The organism is Ureibacillus sp. FSL K6-8385, from assembly GCF_038593155.1.
GTDB classification, from domain to species: Bacteria; Bacillota; Bacilli; order Bacillales_A; family Planococcaceae; genus Ureibacillus; species Ureibacillus terrenus.
The window spans coordinates 2,434,910-2,452,475 of record NZ_CP151968.1; the positions used below are offsets into that span (position 1 = coordinate 2,434,910).

General features: G+C 43.3%; 12 protein-coding genes and 1 riboswitch. Of the genes, 3 read left to right on the top strand and 9 right to left on the bottom strand.

Going from position 1 to position 17,566, the window contains the following annotated elements; all coding sequences use genetic code 11:
* Window positions 1-140 precede the first annotated feature (140 nt).
* The 6 genes from NST62_RS12090 to NST62_RS12115 all read right to left on the bottom strand — a co-directional run bounded on the left by NST62_RS12090 (window position 141) and on the right by NST62_RS12115 (window position 9,699).
* Complete coding sequence (locus tag NST62_RS12090) at window positions 141-629, bottom strand: GNAT family N-acetyltransferase (RefSeq protein WP_141603080.1); 489 nt, start codon at window positions 627-629, stop codon at window positions 141-143.
* A 126-nt stretch (window positions 630-755) separates the two neighbouring features.
* On the bottom strand, window positions 756-4,187 hold the full coding sequence (gene metH / locus NST62_RS12095) for a methionine synthase (RefSeq protein WP_342462932.1): 3,432 nt from the start codon (window positions 4,185-4,187) through the stop codon (window positions 756-758).
* On the bottom strand, window positions 4,180-6,027 hold the full coding sequence (locus NST62_RS12100) for a bifunctional homocysteine S-methyltransferase/methylenetetrahydrofolate reductase (protein WP_328215288.1): 1,848 nt from the start codon (window positions 6,025-6,027) through the stop codon (window positions 4,180-4,182). Before NST62_RS12100 ends, metH begins: the two co-directional genes overlap by 8 nt.
* 101 nt (window positions 6,028-6,128) lie before the next feature.
* Window positions 6,129-6,230: riboswitch (SAM riboswitch) on the bottom strand.
* Between the two features lie 81 nt (window positions 6,231-6,311).
* Entirely contained in the window at window positions 6,312-7,703 is a 1,392-nt protein-coding gene (hemG, locus tag NST62_RS12105; RefSeq protein ID WP_141603077.1) for a protoporphyrinogen oxidase, read from the bottom strand.
* A 212-nt stretch (window positions 7,704-7,915) separates the two neighbouring features.
* A complete protein-coding gene (locus NST62_RS12110) occupies window positions 7,916-8,791 on the bottom strand; it encodes a tetratricopeptide repeat protein (RefSeq protein ID WP_246045891.1) in 876 nt (291 codons plus the stop codon).
* Between the two features lie 20 nt (window positions 8,792-8,811).
* The gene (locus tag NST62_RS12115) at window positions 8,812-9,699 is read right to left on the bottom strand and encodes a LysR family transcriptional regulator (RefSeq protein ID WP_141603075.1); all 888 of its coding nucleotides are present in this window, start codon (window positions 9,697-9,699) and stop codon (window positions 8,812-8,814) included.
* Window positions 9,700-9,920: 221 nt separating this feature from the next.
* Between NST62_RS12115 and NST62_RS12120 the strand changes: the two genes are divergently transcribed.
* On the top strand, window positions 9,921-10,667 hold the full coding sequence (locus tag NST62_RS12120; protein ID WP_141603074.1) for an alpha/beta fold hydrolase: 747 nt from the start codon (window positions 9,921-9,923) through the stop codon (window positions 10,665-10,667).
* A gap of 200 nt (window positions 10,668-10,867) precedes the next feature.
* On the opposite strand, the gene NST62_RS12125 is transcribed toward NST62_RS12120, so the two are convergent.
* Window positions 10,868-12,028 (bottom strand): endonuclease Q family protein, encoded by a 1,161-nt coding sequence (locus NST62_RS12125; RefSeq protein ID WP_141603073.1) that lies wholly within the window; start codon window positions 12,026-12,028, stop codon window positions 10,868-10,870.
* Between the two features lie 287 nt (window positions 12,029-12,315).
* On the opposite strand from NST62_RS12125, the gene NST62_RS12130 reads away from it, so the two are divergent.
* Complete coding sequence (locus NST62_RS12130; protein ID WP_141603072.1) at window positions 12,316-13,761, top strand: tryptophanase; 1,446 nt, start codon at window positions 12,316-12,318, stop codon at window positions 13,759-13,761.
* Window positions 13,762-13,814: 53 nt separating this feature from the next.
* Here the strand turns inward: NST62_RS12130 and NST62_RS12135 are convergent, their stop codons facing one another.
* Window positions 13,815-14,639, bottom strand: a complete 825-nt coding sequence (locus NST62_RS12135) for a Ku protein (RefSeq protein ID WP_328215294.1) — start codon at window positions 14,637-14,639, stop codon at window positions 13,815-13,817.
* 97 nt (window positions 14,640-14,736) lie between these two features.
* Between NST62_RS12135 and NST62_RS12140 the strand changes: the two genes are divergently transcribed.
* Window positions 14,737-16,578 (top strand): DNA ligase D, encoded by a 1,842-nt coding sequence (locus tag NST62_RS12140; protein WP_141603070.1) that lies wholly within the window; start codon window positions 14,737-14,739, stop codon window positions 16,576-16,578.
* Between the two features lie 29 nt (window positions 16,579-16,607).
* On the opposite strand, the gene NST62_RS12145 is transcribed toward NST62_RS12140, so the two are convergent.
* Complete coding sequence (locus tag NST62_RS12145) at window positions 16,608-17,561, bottom strand: cation diffusion facilitator family transporter (protein ID WP_141603069.1); 954 nt, start codon at window positions 17,559-17,561, stop codon at window positions 16,608-16,610.
* Window positions 17,562-17,566: the final 5 nt, after the last annotated feature.

Here is a 17,566-nt window from a genome sequence, read left to right on the forward strand (position 1 = left end):
ACCTGTTCCTATAAATTGTTATATTCATCGTACAATGAATTGCCGTTGACCAATAGAATCAAATATCATATTTTCCACATTACAAATGTCATATACTCAAAAAAAGATTCATCCCGAATCCATTGGGATGAATCCTTTTTTCAATAAAAATGCAATTGGTAATACACGATGTCCAGCCATTTCCCGAATTTGTATCCGACATTTTTTAACCGGCCCGCCAGACGAAACCCGAATTGTTCGTGCAACTTGATGCTGGCGATATTTTCTGAATCAATGACGGCTATCAGCGTCCTTACGTTCCGTTTTTTCGCTTCTTCAATGATTTTTTCCATCAGCCGCTTGCCGATTCCCTTGCCTTGGTACTTCGGCGCAACGTAAACGGAGTGTTCCATGGAATACTTATATCCTTCATTCGGAACGAATCGTTTGAACGCGGCGAATCCTGCGACCTCCCCGTTTTCTTCATAGACGTACATCGGATTATTTTCCTTTTCATTTTCAAAAAACCATTTCCGTTTTTCTTCCAATGTTTCAGGCTCTGTGCGATAAAGGGCTGTCGTGTGCAAAATGGCATCATTATAAATTTCCAATACGCTTTCCAAATCTTCCATTTTCATCGGACGGATCATAACGCATCCTCCCCTCCTCGTCTGTTAAAGTGTTTACAAACATTTTCAAGCGGAATGAAAACGGATTTTTTATAAAATAACCATTCATCAATGAAAAACATCCCCTTCCACGAGGGGATGTTTTTATTAAACGTTGAAATATCTTGCGCCCGGATGGGCAAAGACAATCGCCGAGACGCTTGCTTCCGGTTCCATCATATAGCCTTCTGTCAAATGCACGCCGATCTGTTCCGGCTTCAGCAACTTAAACAGCTTTTCCTGGTCCTCCAAATTCGGGCAAGCAGGGTAGCCAAAGGAGAAGCGCTGTCCCTGGTACTTCGCAGCAAACCGCTCTTTCATCGTAAAGTCTGTCGGATCCGGGAATCCCCAAACGTCGCGGATTTCCTGATGCAGGCGTTCCGCAAATCCTTCCGCAAGCTCGAGCGCTGTCGACAGCAATGCATGGCTTTCCAAAAATTTTCCTTCTTCTTTTAATTGGTCCGCCTTCTCTTTTGCGCCATGTCCTGCCGTCACCACCATGAGCGCCACATAATCCATTTCGCCGCTGTCCACGGATTTTAGATAGTCGGCAAGACATAGGTATGGCTCCTCTTTTTGGCGAGGGAAATGGAAACGCTCAATTTCTGTTTTCATATCTTCCGGATTGTAAATAATCACGTCGTCCCCATCGCTTTGGGCAGGGAAAAAACGGTACATTCCCGAAGGTTTGAGCACCCCGGAATTCAAAATATCCAGAACCAGATTGTACAATTCCGTCGCCCGTTCGTCTTTTTCTTCCAATAATTTTTCAACGTTGCCCTTCAAACCCAAATGATGGCCGAGCAATGTGCGCATATTGATATAGGGCAACAGGTGTTGCACTGAATAGTTTTTCTTAATATGCACTTTCAAATCTTTCGGCACAAACACCGGCGCATCCTCGACCGTGCGTGCCTGTCTTTTCGGAGCTTCAATTTTCGGCCGGTTTGCGCGCTTTGCGTCCGCAGCCAATCGTTTTTCCCGGGATTCCCGCAATTCTTCGAGCAGTTTCTCCCGCTCGTCCGGATCCATCAACCGGTTGGCATGATCTAACCCTTGCATCGCATCTTTGGCATAAATGACAGGTCCATCATATTCCGGGGCTATTTTCGTTTCTGTAAAGCGCTTCGTTAAAGCTGCTCCTCCGACGAGAACCGGAACATTGATTCCGGCCGCTTTAAAGTCCTGTACCGTCAACACCATTTGCTGCGCCGATTTCACCAACAGTCCTGACAAGCCGACAATATCCGGATTTTCCTTACGAATGGCTTCAATTAATTCTGCAGGCGTTACTTTTATTCCTAAATCAATCACTTGATAACCGTTGTTGCTCAAAATAATGTCCACCAAGTTTTTCCCAATGTCGTGGACGTCGCCTTTCACCGTTGCTAAAATCACTTTCCCTTTTCCGCCGCTATCTTCCACTTTCTCCATATATTGTTCAAGATGGGCAACGGCCGCTTTCATGACGCCGGCACTTTGCAGCACTTCCGCCACGATTAACTGGTTGTCATTGAATAAGCGCCCCACTTCCGCCATGCCGTCCATCAACGGTCCATTAATGATGTCCAGCGGAGTGTCGTATATTTTCCGGGCTTCCTCCAAATCTTCAATCAATCCTTCTTTCGTTCCTTCCACGATGTAATATTTCAGGCGCTCCTCCACCGTGGCAGGAAGCTCTGCCTTTTTCTCTTCTTTCTTTTTATCGCGGTAAAAGGCCGTAAACTTCGCCAATGTTTCATCGTTTGTATGGAAGATTAAATCGTTCGCCAGTTGGATTTCCTCTTCAGGCAAAGAGGCGTATCGTTCCAATTTCTCCGTATTCACGATGGCATAATCCAGGCCGGCCTGTGTGCAGTGGTATAAGAACACCGCATTCAACACTTCCCGTCCCACCGGAGGAAGACCAAAGGATACATTGCTGATTCCAAGAACCGTTAAAGCCCTAGGGAATTTTTGTTTAATGAGACGTATTCCTTCAATCGTTTCTTCCGCGGCGCCGATATATTGCTCATCCCCGGTGCCGACAGGGAATACCAGCGGGTCGAAGATAATGTCTTCCGGTGCAAGACCCCATTTTTCAGTCAGAATTTTATAAGAACGTTCCGCAATCTCCAATTTTCTTTCTCGGGTAATCGCCATTCCTTTTTCGTCAATGGTGCCCACCACTACAGAAGCTCCATATTTTTTCACGATCGGGAGCACTTTATCAAAACGTTCTTCCCCATCTTCCAAGTTGATGGAATTGATAATCGCTTTACCTTGTGAAAATTTCAACGCTTCCTCGATAACCCGCTCATCCGTTGAGTCGATCATGAGAGGCACTTTTACCTTTTTCACCACTTCTTGCATAAACTTGCGCATATCTTCGAGCTCGTCACGGTCAGGATTCGCCAAACAAATATCGATGACATGCGCTCCTTTTTTGACCTGTGCCCGCGCAATTTCTGCAGCTTCTTCATATTTCCCTTCAATAATTAACTGCTTAAATTTGCGGGATCCGATGACGTTTGTTCTTTCCCCGATAAACAACGGGCGCATGGATTCGTCATAAATTAACGGTTCAATTCCTGAAACTGCATGCCCGTGAGTGTGTTCTTTCTTCTGGCGCGGTTTATATCCTTTGACCGCTTCACGGATGGCTCTGATATGGGCAGGTGTCGTACCGCAGCAACCTCCGACAATGTTTAACCAGCCTTTTTCAGCAAAACCTTTCAATTTCGTTGATAACGATTCCGGCGTTTCGTGATAATGCCCTTCTTCATCCGGCAGGCCCGCATTGGGATAACAGCTGATATAACTTTCGGATATTTCGGAAAGGGAGCGGATGTGGTCTGTCATGAACTCAGGCCCTGTCGCACAGTTAAGACCGATTGAGAGCGGATGGATATGCTCGATGGAAATATAGAAAGCTTCAATCGATTGGCCTGCAAGGGTTGTGCCCATCGGTTCAATCGTTGCGGAAACCATGATTGGAAGCTCTTTCCCCGTTTCCTTAAATGCCCGCTTTACGCCAAGAGTCGCCGCTTTAACGTTCAACATATCCTGGCTCGTTTCAAGCAAGAGCAGATCCGCTCCCCCATCAATCAATCCCTTTGCCTGGATATAAAAATTTTCGGTAAGTTCATCAAAAGTGACCCCACCGGTCACAGATAACGTTTTTGTCGTTGGACCGATTGATCCTGCTACAAAACGCGGCCAATCGCTTGTGGAAAATTTCTCCGCCTCCGCCTTTGCGATTTCGGCCGCCTTTTTATTGATTTCATAAGCTTTTTGGCCTAACCCGTATTCATCTAACACGAGGGGAGTTCCCCCGAAGGTATCGGTGGAAATAATATCCGCCCCCGCCTCCAAATATGCCCTGTGTATGCCTGCAATCACGTCAGGTCTTGTTAATACGAGGTGTTCGTTGCACCCTTCATATTCTTCCCCGCCGAAATCTTCCGGTTTCAAATTTGCCTGCTGGAGCATTGTCCCCATTGCTCCATCGATGATTAAAATTCTTTTTTTCAACTGTTCTTCGATCGGATGGTTAACCATTTGCCTTTACTCCTTTGTTTTGCTCATCAAGTTGTTGAATGTATTGCAGTAATTCGATTGTTAGTTCATAGCGCATAAATGGCGTGATCAAATAGATGCCATTAAAGTATTCCGTTGCGGTGTCCAGCAACTCTTTCGCGATTTCAAGGCCGACCCTCGTTTCTTCCTCTTTATTCCCGCTCACTTGCTTCATTCTTTCTAAAACTTCGTCGGACAATTTAATCCCCGGCACTTCATGGTGCAAAAATTCCGCATTTTTAAAGCTTGTCAACGGCATGATTCCGATGTAAATCGGTGTTTCCAAATGTTTTGTCGCCTCATAAACTTCCACAATCTTTTCTTTTGTATAGACCGGCTGGGTGATGAAATAATCCGCGCCATGTTCAATTTTTTTCTCGAGCCGGCTAACCGCCCGGTCAAGCACTCTTACATTGGGATTGAACGCTGCCGCGACAGAGAAATTCGCTTTCTTTCCGAGCGATTTTCCTGAGAATGAAATTCCTTCGTTCAATTGTTTAATAAGGGAAATCAATTCCATCGACGATACGTCATAGACGCTTGTCGCCCCCGGAAAATCCCCGACCTTTGTCGGATCCCCTGTCACGGCCAGTACATCATGAAGCCCGAGAGCGTTTAATCCCATCAAATGGGACTGCAATCCGATCAAATTCCGGTCCCGGCAAGTAATATGCGGCATTGTGCGGATACCGTATTTCAGTTTTAAAATAGCCCCCATCGCCAAGTTGCTGATTCTTGGAGAGGCCAGTGAATTGTCCGCCATCATGATGAGGTCTGCGCCAGCCTCATAAAGGGCCTTTGCACCTTCAATAAATTTTTCGATTTCAAGATGTTTTGGCGTATCCAATTCGACAATGACGGAACGTTCCCGTTTGGCCTTTTCATGAAGCGGCTCGAAGCTGCGGGGCTCCGCTTCCCGGATAACGATTTCCCTATGAGGCTTCGCCGCTTTCTTCTCAACCGGCCGAAAATGGGCAAGTTTCTTTTTCATTGCCTCGATATGTTTTGGTGTCGTACCGCAGCATCCGCCAATCAGCCTTACGCCTTCCTTGCACAATTCCACTGCGGCCCGTGCGAAATAATCCACTTCCGATTCATACACGACACGGCCATCTTCAATATCTAATAGAGAAGCGTTCGGGTAAGCCGACAAAAAGGCGCGTTCCGGAATTTCCACCTCTTCAAAGGCCTGGATTGTGTGATAAGGACCCAGACGGCAGTTCACGCCTACAACATCCGCGCCCAATGATTCCAGCTGCTTCAATGCATCATTCAATTTCATGCCGTTCATTAGGACGCCCGGCTCCTGCATGGAAACCTGGGCGATGATCGGCATATCGGTCATTGTTCTGAGCATTGCCAACGTTGCGGTAAGTTCTTCAAAATCGTAATACGTTTCCAGCAATAAACCGTCCAAATTCCCGCCAATCAATACTTCCGCCTGTTCACGGGCCGCTTCCAAAATCTCATCCAATGTATGGTCAACTTTGCGTATGCCGCGTATGCCGCCAATCGAGCCTAAAATAAACACTTTATGCCCTTCTGCAGCGCGTTTGGCGATTTCAATCGCGCTTTGGTTGATTTCCGCTGTTTTGGATTCCAAGCCGTATCGGGCAAGTTTGATTCTATTGGCGCCATAGGTATTCGTCTGAATCACATCGGCGCCGGCCTGTATGTATTGACTATGAATCTTTTCAATGATTTCCGGTCTTTCAATATTCATTTCTTCATGGCAGTATTCTAGTCCATATGAATATAAAAGTGTCCCCATTGCCCCATCGGCAACTAACACTTTATCTTTCAGCGCATCCAAAAGCCCCATCCGAATTACCTCACTTTTCTTTACTTCATTAATTTTCAGTTAATTCGTCTAAAAGAAAAAGCCTTCTCGCGAAAGAAGGCTTGCCAATTCCTCAGAATTCCACCTTATCTTTCGGCAATTGCCGCTGGATTTAGCACCTTGCTAATGGCTAGCGGTTGCTGAAGCTTCCTTGGGCCAGTTCCCTCCACTTCTCTTGATAAGTGCTCTATTCTATTTTGAAATACCAATTTAATAGCATACATCTTAAACTGTATTCTTCATTTTGTCAAGTTGACAAATAGGAATTACTGTTCCAGCATGTTTGCAATTTTATTTGCTATTTCTTTTCCATTATCAATGCAGGCGCCGATTCCTACTCCGAAATAAGAGCATCCTGCGATGAACAGATTCGGATAGAGCTCCTCCAGCTTTGTCAATACTTGCTGCACCGCTTCATGATGGGCCAAATCATAAGTCGGCATGGCCTCGATCCATTTTGTAATTTTGACCACCTTAGGCTGCGCTTCAATATTCAGGCTGAGTTTAATATCATTCAATGCCACTTTAGTGAGCTCTTCGTCGCTCATTTTGATCAATTCCGGATACCGCGGATTGCTTTCTTTATAGAACACGCGGACGAGTAAATTTCCATCCTTCGATGTATGTTTCCACTTGCGGCTTGTCCAAGTGGATGCGTTGCATGTCAAATCGCTGTTGTGAGAAACGATAAAGCCTGTGCCATCTTGAGGCAAAATGGAATCCGGAAGATCGAATCCCAAATACATCGTGATGACGGAAGCATCTTTAAATTGATCGAAATACGGATTCAGTTCTTCATTGTTCAGCAAGTTTTTGATCACTTTATTAGGCAATGCCAATACCACAATATCCGCTTCGATCTTCTCTCCATTTGCCAATGCGATTTCATATCTTCCATCTTTCTTCTCCACCCGGACAGTTTCCGTATTTTTATAAATTTCTACATCTTCCAGAAGCTCTTCCATGCGTTCAAACAATTGGGATAATCCATTTTTAAAGGAAAGGAACTTCTTGTTCGCCTCCCGTTCAAACTTCTCCCGGTTCGCTTCCAATCCTTTCATGATGCTTCCATATTCATTTTTATAATCAACCAAATACGGAAGGGTAGAGGCGATGGACAATTGATAAATGTCGCCGGAATAAACGCCGGCAAGCACCGGGGCAATTTGTTTTTCAACGATTTCTTTTCCTAAAAAGTACTCTAAAAATTCGCCGATGGAGCTTTCCTTCGTAAATTTTGTGTTTGGAATGTCTTTTTCTTGCAGCACGCGCTGTTTTGCTTCTTCGGAAATCAATGTGCTTGCCTTTAATGATTCTTCTGTCATCGGGATGCCGAAGACGGATTCTTTCGGTATGGCATGCAATTCATTATTGGTATGAATATAGGAAATCCCCGTTTCGTTATAAACGACTTCCGATTCAAAATCGAGTTCTTTAATGAGTTCTTGGACGCTTGGATAACGGGCTACAATGGAATCGGCCCCCGTTTCCATGATGAATCCGTTTTCACGGGCGGTGTGCATTTTCCCGCCGAGGTACGGATTTTTCTCCAAGAGGATCAAACGGGCAGGAACATTCTTTTCCTTCAGTTGTTTCTGCAAATAATACATTGTGCAAAGTCCTGTAATTCCTCCACCAATTACTGTTACCGTTTTCATTCAATACAACTCCTATACATTCTTTTTTGCTAATTTTAGTATAATCGCATTTTTTATCTCTTTTTGTGTCGGCTTTAGCAATTTTCATTGAATAATAGTCGAAAAAATTTAAAAAAGCGGAAGCTATAAATAGAATTCCCGATCCAACTTGGATTTATGGCTTCCAAACATAGGAGTTGTATTCATTCAGAAAGAGGAACAAGCCCGAGCTATTATTGGTAATATTCATTTTCCCTTTGTCGTCTTGCCAATTCCCTCCAACGGGCTGCGGCTTTTTTGTCGACTTCCACATCAATTCCTTTTTCGTAAATTGATGCAATATTTAATTTTGCCTGATAATCGCCGAGCAAGGACGCCCTCTTATAGTAATACAGCGCTTTCTTTCCGTTTCTCTCCACTCCGATTCCATGCTCATACAAGAAGCCCAGATTATAGATTGAATCAATATGATGATATTCTGCCGCCCTTTCAAACCATTCGACGGCCTTTGATACATCCTTCTCCACACCCAACAATCCGTCCAGATAGATGGAACCCATCCGGAATTGGGCGTCCAAATCTCCGCCTTCCGCCGCTTTTAAATAATAATCAAGGGCTTTTTTCTCGTCTTTTTTGATGCCAATCCCCTGTTCATACATGATTCCCAATGTGAACATCGCCTCAACCACATTTTGTTTGGCGGCCTCTTTGAACCATTTCAAAGCTTCCCTATAATTTACCGGAACTCCTTCCCCGTTCAGGTACATATCCGCCAAGTTATTTTGGGCATCCGCATGCCCCCTTTTCGCCGCCTTTTTATATAATTGAAAAGCCTTCTGAATATCCTCTTCAACACCAAGCCCTTCATAATAGCAATTGGCAAGCTGGAATTGGGCTTCGCTGTTTCCTTCCCTGCTTGCTTTTTGCAGCCAATAAACCGCAAGAGGGTATTCTTCCATCACCCGGTAAAGATAGGCTAATTCAACCATTGCCTCCACATTCTTTTCCTGGGCACGCCGGTAAATCTTTCTTGCTTCATTCATTTGCTCATCCGTAAGTACATGTTGATAATGCTGCAAACGTTCTTCGAAACAATCGTATTTCTCCATCACTCGGACTGCACCTTTTCCTATTTTCCTTTAAAATACTCCACCAAATAATTTTTAAATTGATTCACAGCCGGAGACAAATATCTCCCGGCAACCAAAGATACTCCGATTTTTCTTTCACAAATCGGCTCTCTCACCGAAATTTTCTTTACATTATATTCCGATAAACCTTTAATGTCCGGAATAATCGAGACACCGTGGCCCGCGCTGACGAATCCGGCCACAGTATGGGGATCTTCCCCTTCAAATGTAATGTTTGTTTTAGAAATGCCTACATTTTTCAATAATTGGTCCACCATCTGGCGCAATGCATTCCCTTTTTTAATGGACACAAAAGGCTCATCTTTTATTTCGCACAAATCAATATGCTGCCTGCTTGCCAGAGGATGATTTTCCGGAACGATGACAAACAGTTCTTCAGTCCATAATTCAATCCATTCAATTTCCACGACTTTTGATTCAATCCTCTGGGACAAACATAAATCAAGTTCCCCTTTTTCCAGCAGTTCCAACAAATACATGGACGCGGCCTGCGTTAAAGTAAACTTGATATTTGGATATTTTTTGTGCACATGAGCCATTAATTCGGGCACAACTTCCATCCCCAATGTATGGATGAATCCAAATGAGATTTCCCCGTAGCCTGGCATGATGAGCCCGTTAATTTCCTGTTTTGCCCTATTGTACTCCTCCAAAATTTTATTTACGCTTTCCAAAAACAATTTGCCGTAACGGTTTAATACAATGGACCGCCCCTGACGGTCAAAAAGAGGCACTCCTATCTCGTGCTCGATATTTGAAATGGATTTGCTCAAAGCAGGCTGGGAAATGTTCAGCATTTCAGCTGCATGAGTCATATGTTCCGTTTCGGCAACCACTTTAAAATACTCCAATTGTTGTATTTCCATGGCAAATTCCCTTCTTAACAAAATTATAACCGTTTTCAATCAATTTGATAGAAATAATAAATTGTATTTATGTAAAGCTATTTCTATAATAAAGTTAAACGAAGCGTTTGAATACCAAAAAATCATAAAAAAAACAAGTTGTTTATAAAAATTTTCAATTTATTGTAAAATCAATTTTAAAAATTCTGTCACATTATTTGTAAAAGGAGTAGTTCTTCATAATGAGAATCGTTTCGCCAAAGCCATTTACGATTGAGGCGGGAAAGCGTGCTGTCCTATTATTGCATGGTTTTACAGGCAACACAAATGATGTAAAGCGTTTAGGCCGTTATTTGGCAGAACGCAATTATACGGTTCATGCTCCTTTATATAAAGGACATGGAGGTGACCCTTTGACCCTCATCCAAACAGATCCAATCGAATGGTGGAACAGTGCCGTTGAGGGTTACGATGAACTTCGCAGACGCGGCTACAAAGAAATTGCCGTGGCCGGTGTATCGCTCGGAGGCATTTTCTCGTTGCGCCTCGGGGAAGAAAGACCGATCAAGGCGATTGTTACAATGTCTGCACCGGCGCTTGATAAAAGTGTTGACAGTTTACAACAGCGAATAATCAGTTATACTATTAATTACAAGAAGCTAACTGGCACATATAATGAAGAAGTCGATAAACCGGAAAACATCGCAAGAACATATAAAATGCCTAAACTCCAATATTTGCAAAACATTATTAATGATACAAGCGCAAAGTTAAATAAAATCGACAAACCGGTTCACATTTTGCGCGGTTTAAATGATGATGAGTATTACTGCAAAAGTGCAGATTTTATATACAACTCTGTAAATTCTCGCATTAAATCCGTCAAAAGCTTTATCCGTTCAGGCCACATATTGACTGTGGATAAAGAACGCGAACTCGTTTTTGAAGAAGTTTACCGCTTCTTCGAAAGTTTGGATTGGGAAGAATAAAATACAGATTTTCCCGACATAATAATAATGTATCCCCTAGCAAATTCCCCAATTTGCTATAAAAATATATATTTATATGTCCTTGAGACATACATCCCTTTAGCAAGCTACGAAAAAAAACGATCCCCGTCTAATTATTTCGTAGCTTGTTTTTTTATGCAAAAAAACGTCCCAACCCCGAAACACGGGCCGGGCCGTCATCATTCCAATACTTTTCCGTACACGCCTCCTCCTCCCTCCGCTATCGTCAATTCGCCTTTCCGTGCCAAATCAATCATTTTCGCTATTTTCCCTGGCACCACTTCTTCCAATTGCTCCAATGACACCTCATGCAAAATGGCCATTTCCGTACCGAAAGCCTCCAATAACCGTTGGATCGTCTTTTTACCGATGCCTGGAATAAAGTCCAATGGCACTTGATGAATATAAGGCGGTCTTGTCCGGGTTGGCTGTTTGAGATCCGACAATTCCCGAATCCTTATAGAAATGCCTTTTACAAATTCACGGCTTCCGCATTTTGGGCATACATCGCCATGCCCAACCCGTTCCCCGCATGCTTGGCAGGCAGTGGAAAAATATTTTCCTAATCTGGGATTCAATCCGTAGTTGGCTGCAATTTTCCTTCCTTGCGCTTCTTGAAGAGCGAAAACAAGCTCCCGAAAATTTGGTTCTTCCATCTGCACTTTTTGATATTCCCTCGCCAATTTCCCCAATGAATGGGCATCCGAATTTGTGACGAATGTATATCTCTCCAATTCACTTATTCCTTGGGCCATATATGTGTCGGAACTCAAACCCAGCTCAATGGCATCAATTTTGTCGGGATCGAACACTTCCGTTAAACTTTTCTCCACCCCTTTGCCATATAAACTTTTAAAAGGGGTAAACACATGGGCGGGTATGAAAAGGCCCCCCAATTCCCGGACTTTATCCTGCAAAGTTTCCCCATCACAATAAATGCGCTGGGAGCTTAAATGAATATTTTTCACAAACTCTGCCATCCAACCCGAAAATTCCTTCATCAAATCAAGGGTCGGAAAAAAGGCAAGGACGTGAATCGGTCCTTTGCAATGTTCATCAAAAATTTCGATTTCCGATCCCGGTATAAGCGTCGTATTTTCAAATCTTAAACCGCCTTCCGAAAGAGCACCCATGCTCCCTTCTTCAATCAATTGTTCGATTTCTTTTATGACTTCAGGCGAATGGCAATCAATCACTCCGATGATATCAAGCCCTTTTTGGCTTGAGGCGGTTTTTAAAATATTTTTCAATGTCAGTTCTTTGCTTCCGGTAATTTTTACTGCCCGTCCACTTTCCGTTCTCCCGATATGAATATGCAAATCGACATAATAATTCTCCAATTTTATCCCGTCCTTCTTAATTGTCTATTTTATCATGCATCTTCAATCAACTGCCATGCAATGAACACTTCATCCGTCCTTATGATTTTTCATTCGCAAATGATTTTTCTGAAAAAATCAAAATATTCTGTCGAAAATAGATTTTTTCCTGAAATTTAAGTAATATCTTATTTTTTTGCCGGAATTGATGTATGATTAATATATAGCGGCTTTTTATTGCGTTGAAGCGTTGAAGCGTTGAAGCGTCAAAGCATTAAAGTGATAAAGTTTGTAGGGGGATCATTGTAATGACAGTTAAGTTTTACTCCGGGGAAAATATACCTTTAGAGATGCACAAAGTCCGCATCATTCAAAAACTTAATCTACTGCCGGTGGAAGAGCGTCTAAATGCAATGAAAGAAGCCGGATATAATACGTTCCTTTTACAGAACAAAGACGTTTTCCTGGACATGTTGACAGACAGCGGCGTAAACGCGATGAGCGACCGCCAGCAAGCTGCCATGTTAATCGCGGATGATAGTTATGCAGGAAGCGCTTCTTTCACCAGATTGGAAAAAACAATACAAGAGATTTTCGGCAAAAAATATTTCCTTCCTGCGCATCAAGGCCGTGCCTGCGAAAATATTTTAAGTACGGTGTATGTCAAACCTGGTTCTTATGTTCCGATGAACTACCACTTTACGACAACCCAAGCCCATATTACAAAAGAAGGAGGCACAGTGGTTGAAATTTTCACGGATGAAGCATTGAATTTAAATAGCAATTATCCTTTCAAAGGAAACATCGATATCGGAAAATTGCTTAAGCTCATCAATGAAGTGGGCGCTGAAAACATTCCGTTTGTCCGTATGGAAGCAGGTACAAATTTGATCGGCGGACAGCCTTTCTCATTAGCAAACTTGAGGGAAGTCCGCAAAGTTTGTGATCAATACGGAATCAAACTGGTGCTTGACGCAAGTTTGCTTCAAGACAACTTGTACTTTATCAAACAACGAGAACCTTCATGCAAAGATATGACAATCCGCGAAATCACGCGGGAAATTTCCGACTTATGCGACATTATCTACTTCTCTGCGCGCAAACTCGGCTTTGCTCGTGGGGGCGGAATCATTACAGATAGCGAAGAAGATATGCGCGCAATGCGGGAGTATGTAACTTTATACGAAGGATTCTTGACTTATGGCGGAATGAGTGTACGCGAAATTGAAGCCATTGCCGTCGGTTTGGAAGAAACAATGGACGAAGAAATGATCAGCCAGGGACCTCTTTTCATTGAATATATGACAAATGAATTCATCAAAAAAGGTGTCCCTGTCGTGACGCCGCCTGGAGGATTGGGATGCCACATCAACGCGATGGAATTCTTGCCTCATGTTCCGCAAAACGAGTATCCGGCCGGCGCATTGGCGGCAGCCATTTATATTGCAAGCGGAGTGCGCGGCATGGAACGGGGTACGATGTCAGAAGCGCGGGATGAAAATGGTGTAGAAAAACTCGCCAATATGGAGCTGGTTCGCCTTGCAGTTCCTAGACGGGTATTTACGTTATCCCAAATCAAATATGCAGTCGACCGGATTGCATGGCTATATGAAAATCGTGACATCATCGGCGGATTAAAATACGTCGATGAGCCTAAAGTATTGCGTTTCTTCGTCGGAAAATTGGATGCATTATCCGATTGGCCTGAACGGCTTGTGGAAAAATTCAGAGCAGATTTCGGCGATAGTCTATAATAACAAAAAAGGATATTTCAAAGGGACTCCCTTTGAAATGTCCTTTTGTTTTGCTATGCTTCCTTCTTTTCCTGCGTTTTCCGCTTTCGTCCTGAAGGCTTCTTTTTTACTTTCTTCAAAGACGCTTCGAGGGCGCTCATTAAATCCGTCATATCCGGCGGAATCGCCGGTTCTTTCTCCTTGGCGGTTACCGTTTCCCCCGCTTTCTTCTTCTCGATTAATTCAAGAAGGGCAGTCCGATAGTCATCATGGTATTTTTCAGGATCGAATTTGACCGTCAATTGGTCGATTAACATCAGAGCCGTTTCCAACTCTTTTTGCACCACTTTTTCTTCGCTTGGAATATTCGGTACATCCTTCGCGCTTCTGACTTCATCGGGATAATATATCGTTTCCATTAACAACGTGTCTTCATAAACCCGGACAACCGCGAGCTGCTCCTTTGAACGAATCGTGATTTTCGCCACACCGATTTTTCCCGATTCCTTCAACGCTTGCCTGAGCAATGCATAAGCTTTCATTCCACCAGTATCCGGAGATAAAAAATAACTTCGCTGAAAATAGATCGGATCGATTTCTTCAAGCTTTACAAATTCCAGAATTTCAACCGCTTTTTCTTCATTTTCTTTTTTTATTGTTTCCAAATCTTCCTCATCCAATATCACGAATTTGTTCTTGGCATATTCATAGGCTTTGACGATTTCCTCATTTTTCACTTCCCGGTCGCAAACAGGGCATATCTTTTTATAGTTAATGGGCGTATTGCACTCTTTATGAAGCTGCCTCAATTTCACATCTTTATCTTCTGTAGCGGCATGCAATTTGACCGGGATGTTGACCAGGCCGAAACTGATGCTGCCTTTCCAGATCGTATGCATACTATCACCTGCCTTTTTCTTATTATGCTTAGATGAACCATAACTATGTATAACCTTGTCACTCCGTCTAACAATAATGAACAAGGAGGTTTTTGCCATGAAGCCAATGCTTCTTACATCCGCGGATGAATGGCCGACCGGGGATGAGTGGATTTACGAAGCAAAATATGACGGCTTTCGGGCAATCTTGGAATGGGAAGATGCAGTTCCTGCCATCATCAGCAGAAATCAACGCGACTTATCCCCATTGTTCCCCGAACTGATTGATTTTTGCAAACAGGCATTTCCAAATGTAAAACCTTTTCTTCCGTTAGCCTTTGATGGGGAAATCGTCTACTTGGAAAATAATTACCGAAGCAATTTTTCCATAGTCCAATCCCGGGGAAAAATGAAAACAAAACAAAGCATCCAACAAGCAAGCAAACGGTTCCCATGCCAATTTATCGTTTTTGATCTGCTTAAAATGAATGGAAACGAGATGAATACGCTCCCCCTCGAAGAACGAAAAAAACGGTTGCTTGAACTTTTTCAAAAAGCAGATCTTCCGATGAAAATCCAATTTTTCCATCGGGGACAAATTCAATGTATTGAAAGTTGCGAAGATGGCGACGCTCTTTGGAAAATCATCAAAGAGCACAACGGAGAAGGAATGGTCGCCAAACGGAAAGCAAGCCCATGGATGAGCGGACAAAGAACAACCGACTGGATCAAAATAAAAAATTGGAGATATGTTTCCACTATCGTCCTTTCTTTCAACAAAGCAAACGGCTACTTTACCGGAGCGGTTTATAAAGATGGCCAATTGGTGGAGGTCACCGCTTTTAAACACGGTCTGACCGATGAAGCATTTCAAACATTGGCTTCTTTTTTCCAAACAAAAGGAGAAAAAACTTCCAACTCCATCTGGACATTGCCTCCATCCATTTGCGCCGATGTTGCCTGCATCGATTTCGATGGAAAAAAATTAAGGGAACCGAGATTCCATTCCTTCCGTTTTGACTTATCACCGGAGGAATGCAATTGGACAACCCTTCAAAAGCAACTTCATCCGTTGCCCGAGAAGGTTCAAATCACCCATCCCGACAAGCCGGTCTGGCCAAAATTGAATTTGTCGAAAGAGCATTATCTGCTTTATTTGGAACAAGTTGCCCCTTATTTGCTTCCTTTTCTGCAGAAACGGGCACTGACCGCCATCCGTTATCCCCATGGCGTTAGCGGCGAACATTTTTATCAGAAAAATGTTCCGGACTATGCTCCGGAATTTGTACAAACAAAACGGATAGAAGATATTGATTATATCGTTTGCAATGACCTGCCCACATTATTCTGGCTTGGCAATCAGCTTGCCCTGGAATTCCATATCCCCTTTCAAACTGTTGACACTGATTGCCCCACGGAAATCGTCTTTGACCTGGATCCCCCATCGGTCAACGAATTTCCGCTTGCTGTTGAAGCCGCTTTAAAAATGAAAGCCATCTTTGACCGGTTTGAATTGCAAGCCTTTGTCAAAACATCCGGAGGAAAAGGATTGCAGGTGTATATACCGCTTCAAAAAAATGCATTTACCTATGATGAAACACGGATTTTCACCGAATTCATCTGCAAATTTTTGGTCAATGAAAATCCTCAACTCTTTACTTTGGAAAGATTGAAAAAGAACAGGGGAAAAAAGTTGTATCTGGATTATATACAACATGCCGGGGGGAAAACCATTATCGCCCCATACTCGTCAAGGGGAAATGAATACGGCTGTGTTGCTGCTCCACTTTATTGGGAAGAAGTAGGGGAAAAGTTGCATCCCCACAACTTTACCATTCCAGTCATCATGGAAAGATTAAAAACATGGGGAGACCCATTCAGCAATTTTTTTGAAGCAGGGGAAAAACAACCATTGAAAACAGTCCTTGCCGAGTTGAAAAATTTATTGAAAAATCAATAGCCTCCATCTTTGGAAGATGGAGGCTAAATTTAATGATGATGGTGGTGGTGATGAATCCCATTGTTTTTGCACAGCACGGAATCATCGTGGACATGATTTTCATCTTCTATTTGCACCGTCATATGGGCAATACCTAAATGCAGCAATTCATGTTCGATGTTCTTTAATATATTCTGTATTTCTGTCAAAGACAAATCGTTTTTCACTACCGCATGGCATGACAGGGCATTTTGTCCGCTGGTGATGCACCATACATGCAAATCATGGATTCCAATGATCCCCGGGGTATTATTGAACAATGTAATAATTTCATCGATATCGACATTGCTTGGAGTGCCTTCCATCAATACATGGACGGCATCCTTCGTCACCCTGTAGCCGCTTGTTATGATGATGAACGCAACAATGATACTTGCCAGCGGGTCCATCCATCTCCAGTCGAGAAGAAGGATGAAGAGTGCCGCCACAATTGCCGCCACCGACCCTAGCATATCTCCCACTACATGAAGGAAGGCTGCCCGCATGTTCAAATTATCATGCGTATCGCCACCGCGCATTAAAATCCAAGCAACAAGAACATTCACCGCCAACCCGACCATTGCAATTCCCAACATGCCATAAGATGAGATTTCCGGGGGATAGAAGAAACGCTGGATGGCTTCAATAAAAATAAAAATGGATATGACGATTAACGTGGCGCCGTTGAAAACGGCGGCTAATATTTCAAAACGCCGGTATCCGTAAGTCCGGCTATAATCAGCAACCTTCTCCCCAAATTTGAAAGCCAGCACTCCGACACCTAATGAAACAGCATCGCTCAGCATATGGCCGGCATCGGAAAGAAGCGCGAGACTGTTTGTGAGAATGCCGCCAATTGCTTCAATCAGCATGTAAACGGCTATGATGAAAAACGCAATCGTCAATGTTCTTTTATTGGCACCATGGGTATGGTCGTGGTGTGCATGATGATGTCCATGTCCCATCATCA